This is a genomic window from Rhizobium sp. FG113, from assembly GCF_057809895.1.
This window is the reverse complement of record NZ_JBMDKV010000001.1, coordinates 1038358-1053405: the sequence shown is the minus strand read 5'-3', so window position 1 is coordinate 1053405 and position 15048 is coordinate 1038358. Positions and strand designations below refer to the sequence as shown.

Genomic DNA, 15048 nt, shown 5'->3' with positions numbered 1-15048 from the left:
CTACTCCGCCGCTTCGAGCTTGCCCGAGATCCGTCTGCTCTGCCGCGCCTGCTCGTCATACTCGACCTGCCAGTCTGTCGGCCCGTTGGACGGCGAGACCTGGACCGCGGTCACCTTGTACTCGGGACAATTGGTCGCCCAGTCGGAGAAGTCGGTGGTGATGACGTTGGCCTGCGTGTCCGGATGGTGGAAGGTCGTATAGACCACACCCGGCGAGACGCGATCGGTGATCAACGCGCGCAGCGTCGTATCGCCCGATCGGCTCATCAGCTTCACCCAGTCTCCATCGCGAATGCCGCGCTGTTCGGCATCATGCGGATGAACTTCCAGCCGGTCCTCGGCGTGCCAGACCACATTCTCCGTGCGCCGCGTCTGCGCCCCGACATTATACTGGCTGAGAATGCGCCCCGTCGTCAAAAGCAGCGGGAAGCGCGGACCGGTGCGCTCGTCGGTGGCGATGTATTCGGTGCGGATGAATTTGCCCTTGCCGCGCACGAAGCCATCGGCATGCATGATCGGCGATCCCTCGGGATGCGCCTCGTTGCACGGCCACTGCACGGAGCCCATCTTTTCCAGATAGTCGTAGGAGACCATGGCGAAGCTCGGCGTCGTCACTGCAATCTCGTCCATGATCTCGGACGGATGCTGGTAATTCCAGGCAAGGCCCATCGCCTGCGCCAGCTTCTGCGTCACTTCCCAGTCGGCATAGCCGTTCTTCGGGCTCATCACCTTGCGCACGCGGTTAATGCGCCGCTCGGCATTGGTGAAGGTTCCGTCCTTTTCCAGGAAGCTTGAGCCTGGCAGGAAGACATGCGCGTAGTTTGCAGTCTCGTTCAGGAAGAGATCGTGGACGACCACGCACTCCATAGCCGCCAGCCCCGCCGCCACATGCTTGGTATCAGGATCGGACTGCAGGATATCCTCACCCTGAACATAGAGCCCCTTGAAGGAACCATCGACGGCGGCATCCAGCATGTTGGGAATGCGCAAGCCCGGCTCGTCGCTGATCTTCACGCCCCAGAGCTTCTCGAAGATATCGCGCGTCGCGTCGTCGGAGACGTGGCGATAGCCCGGCAATTCGTGGGGGAAGGAGCCCATGTCGCAGGAGCCTTGCACGTTGTTCTGGCCGCGCAACGGGTTCACGCCGACGCCGGGACGGCCGATGTTGCCGGTTACCATCGCGAGGTTGGCGATTGCCATGACCGTTGTCGAGCCTTGGCTGTGCTCGGTGACGCCGAGCCCGTAATAGATCGCGCCGTTGCCGCCGGTGGCGTAAAGACGGGCCGCACCGCGCAGCATATCGGCCGGCACCCCGGTCAGTGCCTCGGTCGCTTCCGGGCTATGGTGCGGCTCGGCGACGAAGGCCGCCCAGTCCTCGAATTCCGACCAGTCGCAGCGCTCGCGGATGAAGCGCTCGTCAAACAGGCCCTCGGTGACGATCACATGCGCCAGCGAGGTCATGACCGCGACGTTGGTGCCCGGCTTCAGCGGCAGATGATAAGCCGCCTCGACATGTGGAGAGCGAACGATATCGGTGCGGCGCGGATCGATGACGATCAGCTTGGCGCCCTGCCGCAGCCGCTTCTTCAGGCGCGACCCGAAGACTGGATGCCCGTCCGTCGGGTTGGCGCCGATGATGACGACGACATCGCTCTTTTCAACGCTGTCGAAATTCTGCGTGCCCGCCGAGGTGCCGAAGGCCTGGCCTAGGCCATAGCCTGTCGGCGAATGGCAGACGCGGGCGCAGGTGTCGACATTGTTGTTGCGGAAGCCGGCGCGCACCAGCTTCTGCACCAGATAGGTCTCCTCGTTGGTGCAGCGAGAGGATGTGATGCCGCCGATCGAATCGCGCCCATACTGGTACTGGATACGCCGGAACTCGCTGGCCACATGCGCGAAGGCCTCCTCCCAGGTCACCTCGCGCCAGGGATCGGTGATCTTCTCGCGCACCATCGGGTTGAGAATGCGGTCCTTGTGGCTGGAATAGCCGTAGGCGAAGCGGCCCTTGACGCAGGAATGCCCGCGGTTCGCCTGCCCGTCCTTCCACGGCACCATGCGCACCAGCTCCTCGCCGCGCATCTCCGCCTTGAACGAACAGCCGACGCCGCAATAGGCGCAGGTGGTCACGACCGAATGCTCCGGCTGGCCAATTTCGATAACCGACTTCTCGGTCAGCGTCGCCGTCGGGCAGGCCTGCACGCAGGCGCCGCAGGAAACACACTCCGACGAGACGAAATCCTCATGCATGCCGGCCGAGACTCGGGAATCAAAGCCACGGCCCTCGATGGTCAGCGCAAATGTGCCCTGGACCTCCTCGCAGGCGCGCACGCAGCGGGAACAGACGATGCATTTGGCCGGATCGAAGGTGAAATAGGGATTACTCTCATCCTTCGGCGCCCATTTGGCATTGAGCTCGCCATTGTCGCGCGCCTTGACATGGTTGTCGCCGTCATAGCCGTAGCGCACATCGCGCAGGCCGACGGCGCCCGCCATGTCCTGCAGCTCGCAATCGCCATTGGCCGCGCAGGTCAGACAGTCGAGCGGATGGTCGGAGATATAGAGCTCCATCACCCCGCGACGGACGTCCTTGAGTCGGTTCGTCTGCGTCGACACCACCATGCCGGCCGCAACCGGCGTGGTGCAGGACGCGGGCAGGCCGTTGCGTCCCTGGATCTCGACAAGACAGAGCCGGCAGGAGCCGAAGGCGTCGATCATGTCGGTGGCGCAGAGCTTCGGGATCTCGATGCCGGCATCCATAGATGCGCGCATGATTGACGTGCCCTCTGGCACGGTCACCTGGTTGCCGTCGATGGTGAGCGTCACCATGGTCTCGGAGGTGGAGGCCGGCGTGCCGTAGTCGATTTCATGAACGAGGGACATGGTGTGCCTCCTGTCTGGAGCGATATGTGCTGCTTGATGCGATCGGGTTTAGATCTCGGCGCCAGCCGCCACCCCCCTCTGTCCTGCCGGACATCTCTCCCACAAGGAGGGAGATTGGCTGGAAGCGGCCGCTCGCTCCACTTTCATTGTTTGGCTCTGCACAGGCCACGGGTCGATCTCCCCACCTGTGGGGGAGATGCCCGGCAGGGCAGAGGGGGGTATCACAAGCCGCAGCGCTCATGACGCGCGCATCCAGAACCCTCATCATTCCGCAGCCTCCACCATCGGCCCCGGCGCGAAATCGTCAGGAAAATGCGTCATCGCGCTCAGCACGGGATAAGGCGTGAACCCACCCAGCGCGCAGAGCGAGCCGAACTTCATCGTGTTGCAGAGATCTGCAAGCAGCGCTCGGTTCTTCTCCGGCTCGATACCGCTGGCGATTTTGTCTGCCGTTTCCACCCCGCGCGTCGAACCGATACGGCAGGGCGTACACTTGCCGCAGCTTTCCACCGCGCAGAACTCCATCGCGAACCGCGCCTGCTTCAGCATGTCGGCGCTGTCGTCGAAGACGACGATCCCGGCATGGCCGATCAGCCCGTCCTTGGCTGCGAACGCCTCATAGTCGAACGGCGTATCGAACAGCGCGCGCGGAAAATAGGCCCCCAACGGCCCGCCCACCTGTACTGCCTTGACCGGTCGCCCCGAGGCCGTGCCACCGGCGATCTCGTCGACGATCTCGCCAAGCGTCAGCCCGAAGGCGACCTCATAGAGAGCGGGATGCTTCACATTGCCGGCGATCTGCAGCGGGATCGTTCCACGCGAGCGGCCCATACCGAAATCGCGATAATAGGCAGCGCCTTTGTCCATGATGACAGGGACGGAGGCGAGCGAGATCACATTGTTGATGACGGTGGGACAGTCGAACAGGCCCTTGTGCGCCGGCAGCGGTGGCTTGGCGCGTACGATTCCGCGCTTGCCCTCAAGGCTGTTCAACAACGCCGTTTCCTCGCCGCAGACATAGGCGCCGGCACCGGTGCGGATTTCGATGTCAAACGCCTTGCCCGAGCCGAGCACCGACGGTCCGAGCACGCCGGCGCGTCCCGCGATCTCGACCGCCTCGGTCATAGCGGCGATCGCATGCGGATATTCCGAGCGGATATAGACGAAGCCCTTGGTGGCTCTGGTCGCGAGCCCCGCAATCGCCATACCTTCGATCAGCACAAAGGGATCGCCTTCCATGATCATCCGGTCAGCAAAGGTGCCGCTGTCGCCTTCGTCAGCATTGCAGACGATGTATTTGCGCGCACCCGGCGCATCGAGCACCGTCTTCCACTTGATGCCGGTCGGGAAACCCGCACCGCCGCGGCCGCGCAGACCGGAATCGGTCACGTCCTTGACGATATCGGCCGGCTGCATGGAAACAGCGCGCCGTAGGCCAGCCAAGCCGCCATGCGCTTCATAGTCGGCAAGCGACAGCGGATCGATCACGCCGCAACGGGCGAAGGTCAATCGAGTCTGTCGTTTGAGAAACGCGATCTCCTCGACCGCGCCAATACAGAGCCGGTGATCGCCGCCCGACATCAGCCCGGCATCGAACAACTCCGCGACATCCCGCGCTTTGACGGGGCCGTAGCCGATCCGCTTGCCGGCCACCTCGACCTCGACCAACGGCTCCAGCCAGTGCATGCCGCGCGAGCCGTTGCGCACGATCACCGCGTCGATACCGCGATCAGCGATCTCCCTGGCAACAGCAGCCGCGACCTTGTCGGCACCCAGCGCCAATGCGGCCGCATCGCGCGGAATATAGATCCGAACATTCATCGGCGTGCCTCCGTGATCAGCTCTTCGAGATCGGCGACATCGACCCTGCCATGAACCTCTCCATCAAGCATCGCTGATGGAGAGCACGAACAGAGCCCGAGACAGAAGACCGGTTCCAGCGTGATCGCCCCGTCGGGCGTCGTGCCGTGCCAATCGATGCCCAGCATCGCCTTCACCCGCTCGGCCAGACGGTCGCCCCCCATCGACTGACAGGATTCGGCGCGACAGAGCTTCAGCACATGGCGGCCGGCCGGGTGGTTGCGATAGTCGTGATAGAAGGTGACGACGCCGTGCACTTCCGCGCGCGACAGGTTGAGCCCAAGCGCGATGACGGGAAGCGCCTCCTGCGGCACATAGCCAAACACGTCCTGGATCTCGTGGAGGATCGGCAGCATCGGCCCTTCGAGCGTCTTCAGACGATCGACGATGTCGCGTACCTGGTCGGAAATATCGCCGTTGGCGACACGAATATTCATCAGCGGCCCTCCCAGACCAGCAGCGACGCTCACGGACGTTCGGCAAGCCTCCTCCAGAAGCCGTTGGCCGACGATACGGGACCGTCAAATCATTATAGAACTTTCTCAGGGAAGGACGAAGCGATCAATAAAGCTGTCTCGTCAGTCGATAGGAATTTCCTATTGAAGGTCCGGCTTGTCCACGAGGATGCGCGCTTCGTGCAGCAACGCGGACACCAACGGCGTGAAGGGCTCACGGTGGGTCGCGACCAAGCCAACGACATGATGCGCCTGCGGCTCGACAATCGGGATCATCCGGATTTCGGCCGGAAAGCCGAACGATTTCGCGACATTGCGCGGCATGATGCTCGCCCAGCGGCCGGTGCGGACATGCGAGAACAGCACTATCATCGAATTGGATTCGAGCGTGGGCTGCGCCGTCACTCCAGCTTCTGACAACAACTGATTGATAATACGTCGGTTCTGCATGTCGGCCGTCAATAGACAGAGCCTGATATCGCCGACCTCTTTCCAGGTAACGCTTTCGCGATCGGACAATGGGCTGCCGGCCGCCGTGATGAGATTATACTGTTCGGCATAGAGAGGAACGCTGGTCACGCGGCCGAGCGGCTCGTTTTCAAGATAGGTTATGCCCGCGTCGATCTCGAGATTCTCAAGCATGCTAAGCACTTGCAGCGAATTGCGCGAGACGATCGAGAAGGTGACGTCGGGATGGCGCTCCTGAAAGGGCGCGGTCAGCTGTGGCAGCATGGAGAGCGCGGTTGGGATAGCAGCGATCCTGATATGGCCCGCGAGGCCCGATCGGGCGGCGCGCATTTCCTGGCGCATGGTGCGGGCGTCGCCGACGATCCGGCGCGCCCATTCCAGCACGCGCTGCCCTTCAGGCGTCAGCCCCTGGAAACGCGAGCCGCGTTGTACGAGGATGACGCCAAGTTGGTCTTCGAGCTGACGGATGGCGGCGGAAAGGCTGGGCTGGGAAACGCCACATTCCTCGGCGGCACGGCCGAAGTGCTTTTCATTGGCAAGCGCGATGAAGAATTCCAGTTTGTCGATCATGCGGCCTCCCTGCCGGGCGCCACCTTACCGCCATCGTGGCGAATGTGAAGAGCCGAGCGGCAGCCGCGATACGTGCCGTAAGCCGGTGCGGCTTGAGGCTCGCGGCCCAACGGTCATGCCGATGAATCTGGTCCCCAAAAGCGAGAGAGCTCCCGTGAATTTGTCACGAGAGCTCGATTTGGTTGCGACCTGAAGGAGTCAGAGCCCGTGCGTGCCGTCGTAGCCGTTAACCGCGGGCGCGCTCCAGCCTTCCGGCGGATGTGCCGGCTTGTAGATCTCGACCACCAGCGGATAGCAAGCGACGGAATCCGAGGAGTGCTCGGAGGAGCAATCGCCGCCGGGGCAGGCCGACATGCAGCCGAGGAGATCGATCTCGGCGAAGAATTCGAGATAATCACCGGGGCGGACCGGGCTTGCCTTCATGAAATACTGGCCGGTATCGCGCGTGAAGCCGGTGCACATGAATACGTTGAGCACGTCATGAATATAGGTGCCGGCTTCCTGCAGCGACTTGCCGGTCTTCGCGGCGAAGGCGCGCGTCAGGTTGGAGTGGCAGCAGTGGTGATACTGGCCGCCATTGCTGAGCAGATTGTGCGTATAGGGATCGCAGCGCGTGCCGATGACGTCGTGCACCGAGCCGCCGAATTCGTCGAAGCCATACCAGTCGAGCGTGTCGTGGGTGATTGTCGCGATCGGGCGCAGATAGGGCATGTTGGAGAAGAGCTGGTCGCCGAGGCCGACATGCGTGCCGTTGAGCGCCCGGGTCTTGCCGGTGAAGAGGCGTTCCTCGAGATTGTTGGCATTGAAGAGGTTCAGATCGCCCACCTGCGAACCCTCGCTGGAGAGGATGCGGCAAAAATGGCCGGCCGGCACGGTCCAGCAGGCCGCATCACGCGGCGGCACGACCACGCGCTCGACGAATTCCAGATCGTCGCGCAAGGCGCGGTATGCCGCAAGGTCCGGCCGCGGCAGTGTTTCGACGGGATAACAGATGACCGGCTTGATTGCCTTGCGGCTCGCTGCGTCTTCCGGTGCGCTGGTAATCGGCTGGGGCTTCATCCCTCATTTTCTCCTGATATGCCGGGCGGGCTGCCGTCAATCGGCAGGCGTCGCCAATGTCTTCTTGGGGCGGGGCAGGCTCTGCGCGCGGGCAGCTTCGAGCACCACGCGTTCGGATTCCTGCAGATAGAGTTCAAGTGCTCGGGTGGCTGCCGTGCGGTCGCCGTCGCAAAGCAGGCCGCAGATTTCGACGTCGCGCGCCACCCACGGCTCCTGAAACCGGCGGGCATCGGGCGCCATCGAGAAGGCGAGGCGGGCCTGGGCGGCGACGGTCGCGAACACGTCGTTCAATCTCGGGCTGCCGATGAAATCGACGATCTGCTGGTGGAATTCCAACGATGCGGTGCCGCACTGCTGCCAGTCCTTGGCAAGCGCGGCGCGCTGTACCGCTTCGACGCGGGCAACGAGTTCCGACATCGCTTCCTGCGAGGCATAGGCGCTGCAGGTGACGCCGCGCAATTCGAGCGTCATGCGGATCGCGTAGATCTCGCTGATCTCGGTGGAATTCAGCGCCCGCACGGTGGCACCGTAATGCGCGCGGTGCTCGATCAAGCCCTCGGCAACCAGATCCCGCAGCGCTTCGCGCAACGTGTTGCGCGAAACGTTCAGCGCTTCCGCCCACACGACCTCACGCAGCGGCGCGCCGGGCGCAAGCTCGCCACGCAAAATCTTGTCACGCAGCAGGCCGGCGGCGGTCTGCGTCAGGACAAGAGGTCGGTCGGGGGGATTCTGGTTGGTCAATATGGTCTCCTTGGTGATTTATTTTTGTTGAACAACTTACGCATGTCAAGAGAGGTGAAGTCCGCATGTCAGGATGCCGGCGATAAGGCGAGGGACGTTCCAAGACGCCATGCGCTGGAGGTCTCGGTTTCCATGATTGCCAGAGTCATGCGCTTCCTGCTTCGGTATTGGACATGCTGTTACGGCGTGTTTTTCGGCGCATCCGCATGCTGTTATTGCGACGTCTCGTTTTATCTCGTTATTTCAGTCGCTTGTCCGGCGCCCGTCAAGCGACTTCGCCGGGATGCGGATAGTCGATCTGCTCGAAATCCGCCCCTTGATGAAACTTTATGCATCAAGGGGGATTGCAATCTCATAATTGTTCAACAAAAATGAGCCATCAATCGAGAGGAACAGTCCATGAAAAAACTCCTTGCTGGTATCATCATGTTGGCGGCGCCCCTGACGGCGGCCCATGCGGAAACGCTGAAGATCGGTGTCGATCTCACCTACCCGCCCTACAACTACTTCGACGACGCCAACCAGCCCGCCGGCTTCGACGTCGAGCTGATGAAGCTGATCGGCAAGAAGACCGGCAGCGATGTTTCCTTTCATGACACACGTTTCGAAAACCTGATCCTCGGCGTCTCCAGCGACCAGTTCAACGTCATCGCCTCCACGCTCTACGTGACGGCGGCGCGCGCCAAGCAGATCGACTATATCCCCTACATGAAGACGGGCGTCTCGATCGCGGTTTCGGCCGCCGGCGGCCAGAATTTCACCAAGCCGGAAGAGCTCTGCGGCAAGCGCGTCGGCTCGATCAAGGGCGCCGCCTGGATCCCCGAACTCGAGAAGCTGAACACGTCGGTTTGCTCTGCCAACCCGATCGATTCCCGTGAATTCCCAACCTCGCCTGAAGCAACACAGGCTGTCATGTCCGGCGGCGTGGATGCCCAGCTGGAAAACTCGGCGGTGCTTGCCGATGCCGCCAAGAAGCTGAACGGCCGCCTGAAGATCACCTCCACCGAACAGCTCTATCCCGTCATCGTCGGCTTCGGCGTTAAGAAGGGCAACACCGAGGTCGCGTCCTTCCTGCGCGATACGCTGGCGAAGCTCGATGGCGATGCCGATTACGAGGCGCTGTTCGCCAAGTATAGCGTGGCCAAGTCGACGGACGCCGAGTTCAAGGCGGCTGTCGGGCAGTAAGCGTTGCAGGCGGGTGCCGGCGAGGCGCTCGCTGACTGATCAACACAGGAATGCGCGGCGCTTCGGCGCCGCTGCTCTTTTGGGGATATCCGCCCATGAATTTCGACTGGAACTACCTTTTCAGCCTCGTGCTTTATCCGGACTTCTGGCGTGCGACGGCGCTCGTCGCCTGGCTCGGCGTGCTGACCTGGGTCATCGGAACCGTGCTCGGCTTCCTCCTGGCGCTCGCCCGGCAATCGAGCCTGCGCGCGGTGCGCTGGTTCGCGAAGACCTACATCTGGCTTTTCCGCAGCCTGCCGCTGCTGGTGCTGCTGATCTTCGTCTACAATATGCCGCAGTTCATGCCGGCGCTCGGGCCGGTGCTATCCGTGCCTTTCTGGGCCGGGCTAATCGCGCTGGTCATATCCGAAACCGCATATCTCGCGGAAATCCACCGCGCCGGCCTCATCGCCGTCGATCAGGGGCAGCATGAGGCAGCGCACGCGCTCGGCGTCCGCCCCGTCGGCAAGTACAGGCACATCATCCTGCCGCAGGCAATCCGCGTGGCGCTGCCCTCGCTCGGCAACGAGTTCATCACCATCGTCAAGCTGACCTCGTTGGTCTCGGTCATCTCGCTCGCGGAAATCCTGCTCGTCGGCCAGCGGCTTTACCCCCGCAACTTCATGGTCATCGAAACGCTGGTCGCGGTCTCGTTCTATTACGTGCTCGTCGTATCGATCTTCAGCTTCTTCCTGGCGCGCCTCGAGGGTCGCCTTGATATATCCAGGATGACCGGCGCCGAGATCGCCGTGCCAGCAGCCATCGCCCAGGCAAACGTTGCCAGCAACGAACGCCGCGTCGGTGAAGAGGTCGTGGTCGGCATCGATGGCATCAGCAAGAGCTTCGGCGACAAGCGCGCTCTGGCCGACGTATCGCTTCAGGTGCGCAAGGGCGAGGTGCTGAGCATCATCGGTCCCTCGGGCTCGGGCAAGACGACGCTCATTCGCACGATCAACGCGCTGCAGGACATCGACGACGGTCGCATCACGCTCGATGGAAACGAGTGGATCACGGCCGACGCGAAGGGGTACCGCATGGTTCCCGACTTTCATCATCGCGTCACCTGTCTCGGCATGGTGTTCCAGTCGTTCAACCTCTTCCCGCACATGACGGCGCTGGAGAACGTGACCTTCGGTCCGCGCTATCACGGCAATCGCGACAAGCAGGCGGTGCGCGCGGCGGCGATGAACCACCTGGCCCGTGTCGGTCTGGCGGCGCATGCCAATAAGTACCCGCACCAGCTCTCGGGCGGCCAGAAGCAGCGTGTGGCAATTGCCCGCGCGCTCGCCATGGATCCTGAAATCATGCTGTTCGACGAGCCAACCTCGGCGCTCGATCCGGAACTGGTGGGCGAAGTGCTGCAGGTGATCGAGGGCCTTGCCCGCGAAGGCATGACTATGGTCATCGTCACCCACGAAATGCGCTTCGTCAGCCGCGTCAGCGACCGCGTCGTGATGATGGAAAACGGGCACGTCGTGGTCAACATGACCGCTGACGAGCTGCAGAACTCTCCGGTCGACAGCCGCATCCAGCAGTTCATGCGGCAGAGCTGATCTGCTCTATTATCGTCTGAACAAAAGAAAGCCGGCGGATCGCAAGACCCGCCGGCTTTATTGTTTGAGCTCTGCGCTTCCTCTTACGCGATGATCGCCAGCTCTGCGCCGAGGCCGACGCTGTCGCCTACCTTGACGCTATGCTTGATCGTGCCGGCCTTGGGCGCAGCAACGCGTGTCTCCATCTTCATGGCTTCGATGACCGCAACGATCTCGCCTTCGGCAACCGTCGCATTGTCCTCAACCAGCCACTGCCGGAACGTGCCCGGGATGGGCGCGACAACGGCGCCCTCGCGCTGCTGAGACGCTTGTGGAGCGGAAGTCTGCGGGGCGACCGCGAGGCCGGAAAACAGCGCCGCCGGCAGGCCGATCTCGTGGCGCTTGCCGTCGATCTCGATGAAGCTGCGGATGAGGCTGCCGTCGGCGGGCTCGATCCTCGGCGAAGAGGCGACGCCGCGGAATTCGGTCTCGATCCAGTTGGTAAAGACCTTGAAGCCGTCCTCGCCGGTAAAGTCCTTCTCCTCGAGAACGGCGCGGTGGAACGGAAGCACGGACGCCACGCCTTCGATCCGGAATTCAGCGAGTGCGCGGCGGGCACGGACCAGCGCTTCCTCGCGGGTTGCACCTGTCACGATCAGCTTCGCCATCATGGAATCGTAGAGGCCGGGGATTTCCGACCCGCTCTCCACGCCGGTGTCGAGGCGAATGCCGGGACCGGACGCTGCGCGGAAACGGGTAATGAGGCCCGGCGTCGGCAGGAAGCCACGGCCGGGATCTTCGGCATTGATGCGGAACTCGAAGGCGTGGCCGCACGGCTCGGGCGTTTCCGTCACCGACAGCGGCTCCCCATCGGCAATCCGCAGCTGCTCGATGACGATATCGATCCCGGTGGTCTCCTCGGTCACGGGATGCTCCACCTGCAGGCGCGTGTTGACCTCGAGGAAGGAGATCGTGCCGTTCTGCGAGAGCAGGAACTCGACCGTGCCGGCGCCGGCATAGCCGGCCTTGGCGCAGATCGCGCGGGCGGCATCATGGATGCGCTGGCGCTGCTCCTCGGTGATGAAGGGAGCCGGCGCCTCTTCGACGAGTTTCTGGTTGCGGCGCTGCAGCGAGCAGTCGCGGGTGCCGAGCACGACGGTGTTGCCATGGCTGTCGGCGATCACCTGCGCTTCGATGTGGCGCGGCTTTTCGAGGAACTGCTCGGCGTAGCAGTCGCCACGGCCGAAGGCTTCGACGGCTTCCCGAACGGCGGAATCGAAGAGCTCACCGACTTCGTCGATATGGTGCGCCACCTTCATGCCGCGCCCGCCGCCGCCGAACGCGGCCTTGATCGCCAGCGGCAATCCGGCCTCGCGGGCAAATGCAACGGCTTCGGCTGCCGAAGCCAGCGGGCCGGCGGACCCCTTCACCAGCGGTGCGCCGACGCTTTCGGCTATGCGCCGCGCCTCGACCTTGTCGCCAAGTGCCGTGATGACATCAGGCGCAGGACCGACCCAGATCAGGCCGGCATCGATGACGGCTTGCGCGAACTCCGCGCGTTCGGAGAGAAAGCCATAGCCGGGGTGGACGGCGTCGGCGCCGGCGCGCTTGGCGATCTCGAGGATCTTCTCGATGTTCAAATAGGTATCTGCGGGGCGACCGGCGCCGAGGCCATAGGCTTCGTCGGCCAGTTCGGCATGCAGCGAGCTGGCGTCGGCATCCGAATAAATCGCAACCGAGGCGACGCCATAGTCGCGGGCGGCGCGGATGATGCGGATGGCGATTTCGCCGCGATTGGCAATGAGCAGCTTCTTCATGAAATCAGTGTCCTGTGCGGCTCGTTGCCGGCGATGACCTCGCGCGGTTCGAAGGCGGAGGTCGGATTGAAACGGATGCGAGCGCCGATCGGGATCTGGCCGGCGAGGTCGAGATGGTGGCTGGCGACGACGCCGATGACCGGATAGCCGCCTGTCAGCGGATGATCGGCAAGGAAGAGTACGGGCTGGCCGCTATGCGGCACCTGGATTGCACCGAGTGCGGTGCCTTCCGATGGCAGTTCCGCATTGTTGGAACGCTCGATCGCTACCCTGCCGTCGAGGCGCATGCCGACGCGGCTGGATTGAGGCGTCACGTCCCACTCCTGCGATATAAGCGTGGCAACGCCCTGCTCGGTGAACCAGTCCGTGCGCGGGCCAAGCACGATATTGAGCGTCACGACTTCGCCGGCGCGCGGCAGGCGCCGCTGCTCGGTTGGGGTCGGGGTCACCGCAAGTGATCGCCGCTCAGCCGGAACAAGGATGTCGCCGGCTGCGATCGGCGCCGGGCCGACCTTGGCCAGCGTATCGGTCGCCGCCGAGCCGAGAACCGGCGGGACCTCGAACCCGCCGCGCAGGGCGAGGTAGCTCATCATGCCCTCGGACGGGATGCCCAGCACGAGCTCGTCGCCGGCATCAAGGGCGATCGGGCTTGCGAAATTGGCGGTGCTCTCGCTGCCTGTCGCCGTACAGATCGTCAGCGGGCAGGGGGCGCCGGTGACCGCGACGGTCACCGGCCGATCGGCCTTGACGGCGAAGCCTCCGAAGAGCACTTCGATCACGGCGGCATTGCGCGGGTTGCCGAGGCAGCGATTGACCGCAATCATCGCCGTACGGTCGAGCGCGCCGGATTCCGAGACGCCCTGGCTGGCAAGACCCGGTCGGCCGAGATCCTGGAACAGCGCGGGACGGTCCGTGCGGGTGACCAGCAATCCGGCCTTCTGTACCGGCGCCTCATCGACTGGCGGCTTGGGTGAGGGGACCGGGACGACAGCGCTCTTGGCAATATCAAGGAAGCGAACGCGGTCGCCGGGCGCGAGCAGCGCGGCCCGTTCCCGTGTCGTGTCCCACATCGCGAGCGGCGTCTTGCCCAGCAGCTGCCAGCCGCCGGGGCTGTCTGATGGGTAGATACCGCCGAACTTGCCGGCGATGGCGACCGAGCCGGCGGGAATCTTTACCCGTGGGCTCTTGCGGCGCGGCACGTCGAAACGTGGATCGTCTGAGGTCATATAGGCGAAGCCCGGCGCAAAGCCGGTGAAGGCGACGGTGTAGGTCGCCTCGGTGTGGCGCTGGATGACTTCTTCGATCGAGCAGCCGAGCATCTCGGCCACATCGCCCAGGTCCTCGCCATCATAGGAGACTGGGATCTCGAAGAGCTCGCCGCCACGAGACGAGCGTGTGGAAAGGTCGAGAGCGGCGATCTTGTCGTAGAGCCCTGTCGCACTCGTCAGCCACGGATCGAAGCGCACCATGACAGTTCGCGCGCCCGGGATGACCTCACGTACACCAGCGAGCCCCGCCGCCAGAAGCGCGTCGAGCAGGGTCAGGGTTGCGGCGAGATCGTCGAGCTCGACGAGGAAACTGTCGCTGCCAGAGGGCAGGAAACGCAGGCGCTCGCTCATGACGACATATCGACGAAGGACTTGAGCTCGACGCCGCGTGCTTCCAGCGTCTGCCGGAGTGTGCGGGCGATCGCGACGGCCGCCGGCGTGTCGCCGTGAATGCAGATCGACTGTGCGTCGAGCGCGATTTCGGTTCCGTCGATCGCCACAACGCGGCTTTCGTTGACCATGCGCAACATGCGCTCGGCGACGGCTTGCGGATCATGGATCACCGAACCGTCCAACCGGCGGCTGACGAGGCTGCCGTCGACGTTATATGCGCGGTCGGCGAAGGCCTCGCAGACGACGGTCAGCCCGGCCTCACGCGCCTGCGCGACGATCGGCGCGCCGGCCAATGCCATCAGCACGAGGTCTGGGTCGACGGCCTTGATGCCTTCGATGACATCGGCGGCCTGGCGAGCGTCGTGGGCGATGGTGTTGTAGAGCGCGCCGTGCGGCTTCACGTAGCGCACCTTCGTTCCCGCCGCTTTCGCCAAGCCTTGCAAGGCGCCAATCTGGTAGATCGTGTCGCCGACGAGTTCGGCGCTCGACGGGTCCATGTTGCGGCGGCCGAAGCCGACCAGATCGCGATAGCCGATATGGGCGCCGACGGCGACACCGCGCCGCGTCGCTTCTTTTAGCACCGTCAGGATTCCCGAGGGATCGCCGGCATGGAAGCCGCAGGCGATGTTGGCGCTCGTCACCGTCGCCAGCATGGCGGCGTCATCCCCCATCGGCCACGGGCCGAAGCTTTCGCCGAGATCGCTGTTCAGATCGATTGCCGCCATGTTCCATCTCCATTGAAAATACTGACGTCACGGATTATTGTTCAATAAAGCAATAT

At 63.5% G+C, this 15048-nt stretch carries 11 protein-coding genes; 2 read left to right on the top strand and 9 right to left on the bottom strand.

The window, feature by feature from the left end; all coding sequences use genetic code 11:
• The 6 genes from fdhF to ACODTZ_RS04580 form a co-directional block, all read right to left on the bottom strand.
• Window positions 1-2880: a formate dehydrogenase subunit alpha gene (gene fdhF, locus ACODTZ_RS04605; RefSeq protein ID WP_489024070.1), complete on the bottom strand. Its 2880-nt coding sequence runs from the start codon at window positions 2878-2880 to the stop codon at window positions 1-3.
• A gap of 264 nt (window positions 2881-3144) precedes the next feature.
• A complete protein-coding gene (locus tag ACODTZ_RS04600) occupies window positions 3145-4701 on the bottom strand; it encodes a formate dehydrogenase beta subunit (protein WP_489024068.1) in 1557 nt (518 codons plus the stop codon).
• Window positions 4698-5177, bottom strand: coding sequence for a formate dehydrogenase subunit gamma (locus ACODTZ_RS04595; RefSeq protein ID WP_489024066.1), 480 nt, complete (start codon window positions 5175-5177; stop codon window positions 4698-4700). The genes ACODTZ_RS04600 and ACODTZ_RS04595 overlap by 4 nt, the downstream gene beginning before the upstream one ends.
• Before the next feature lie 159 nt (window positions 5178-5336).
• Entirely contained in the window at window positions 5337-6233 is an 897-nt protein-coding gene (locus tag ACODTZ_RS04590) for a LysR family transcriptional regulator (protein WP_112982424.1), read from the bottom strand.
• Between the two features lie 198 nt (window positions 6234-6431).
• Window positions 6432-7292, bottom strand: coding sequence for an urea carboxylase-associated family protein (locus ACODTZ_RS04585; RefSeq protein ID WP_209235185.1), 861 nt, complete (start codon window positions 7290-7292; stop codon window positions 6432-6434).
• 36 nt (window positions 7293-7328) lie between these two features.
• Window positions 7329-8033 carry a GntR family transcriptional regulator gene (locus ACODTZ_RS04580; RefSeq protein WP_018898090.1) on the bottom strand — a complete coding sequence of 235 codons (705 nt, stop codon included), beginning with the start codon at window positions 8031-8033 and terminating at the stop codon, window positions 7329-7331.
• Window positions 8034-8432: 399 nt separating this feature from the next.
• Here ACODTZ_RS04580 and ACODTZ_RS04575 point away from each other — a divergent pair, with 399 nt between their 5' ends.
• Both ACODTZ_RS04575 and ACODTZ_RS04570 read left to right on the top strand, forming a co-directional pair.
• Window positions 8433-9218, top strand: a complete 786-nt coding sequence (locus ACODTZ_RS04575; protein ID WP_489024063.1) for a transporter substrate-binding domain-containing protein — start codon at window positions 8433-8435, stop codon at window positions 9216-9218.
• A gap of 95 nt (window positions 9219-9313) precedes the next feature.
• The gene (locus ACODTZ_RS04570) at window positions 9314-10810 is read left to right on the top strand and encodes an amino acid ABC transporter permease/ATP-binding protein (RefSeq protein WP_489024062.1); all 1497 of its coding nucleotides are present in this window, start codon (window positions 9314-9316) and stop codon (window positions 10808-10810) included.
• Window positions 10811-10893: 83 nt separating this feature from the next.
• Here the strand turns inward: ACODTZ_RS04570 and ACODTZ_RS04565 are convergent, their stop codons facing one another.
• Genes ACODTZ_RS04565 through ACODTZ_RS04555 form a run of 3 tightly spaced genes read right to left on the bottom strand, consistent with a single transcriptional unit; the run spans window position 10894 to window position 14992 of the window.
• Window positions 10894-12606: an acetyl/propionyl/methylcrotonyl-CoA carboxylase subunit alpha gene (locus ACODTZ_RS04565; protein ID WP_489024060.1), complete on the bottom strand. Its 1713-nt coding sequence runs from the start codon at window positions 12604-12606 to the stop codon at window positions 10894-10896.
• A complete protein-coding gene (locus ACODTZ_RS04560; RefSeq protein ID WP_489024058.1) occupies window positions 12603-14225 on the bottom strand; it encodes a 5-oxoprolinase subunit B/C family protein in 1623 nt (540 codons plus the stop codon). The genes ACODTZ_RS04565 and ACODTZ_RS04560 overlap by 4 nt, the downstream gene beginning before the upstream one ends.
• Entirely contained in the window at window positions 14222-14992 is a 771-nt protein-coding gene (locus tag ACODTZ_RS04555) for a LamB/YcsF family protein (protein WP_489024056.1), read from the bottom strand. Before ACODTZ_RS04555 ends, ACODTZ_RS04560 begins: the two co-directional genes overlap by 4 nt.
• Between the last annotated feature and the right edge of the window lie 56 nt (window positions 14993-15048).

Excerpts from the sequence above, each read along its gene's own strand:
- ACODTZ_RS04570 (WP_489024062.1), top strand. The coding sequence starts at position 9,314 with ATGAATTTCGACTGGAACTACCTTTTCAGCCTCGTGCTTTATCCGGAC.
- ACODTZ_RS04560 (WP_489024058.1), bottom strand. The coding sequence starts at position 14,225 with ATGAGCGAGCGCCTGCGTTTCCTGCCCTCTGGCAGCGACAGTTTCCTC.
- ACODTZ_RS04600 (WP_489024068.1), bottom strand. The coding sequence starts at position 4,701 with ATGAATGTTCGGATCTATATTCCGCGCGATGCGGCCGCATTGGCGCTG.
- ACODTZ_RS04575 (WP_489024063.1), top strand. The coding sequence starts at position 8,433 with ATGAAAAAACTCCTTGCTGGTATCATCATGTTGGCGGCGCCCCTGACG.
- fdhF (WP_489024070.1), bottom strand. The coding sequence starts at position 2,880 with ATGTCCCTCGTTCATGAAATCGACTACGGCACGCCGGCCTCCACCTCC.
- ACODTZ_RS04585 (WP_209235185.1), bottom strand. The coding sequence starts at position 7,292 with ATGAAGCCCCAGCCGATTACCAGCGCACCGGAAGACGCAGCGAGCCGC.
- ACODTZ_RS04590 (WP_112982424.1), bottom strand. The coding sequence starts at position 6,233 with ATGATCGACAAACTGGAATTCTTCATCGCGCTTGCCAATGAAAAGCAC.
- ACODTZ_RS04595 (WP_489024066.1), bottom strand. The coding sequence starts at position 5,177 with ATGAATATTCGTGTCGCCAACGGCGATATTTCCGACCAGGTACGCGAC.
- ACODTZ_RS04565 (WP_489024060.1), bottom strand. The coding sequence starts at position 12,606 with ATGAAGAAGCTGCTCATTGCCAATCGCGGCGAAATCGCCATCCGCATC.
- ACODTZ_RS04555 (WP_489024056.1), bottom strand. The coding sequence starts at position 14,992 with ATGGCGGCAATCGATCTGAACAGCGATCTCGGCGAAAGCTTCGGCCCG.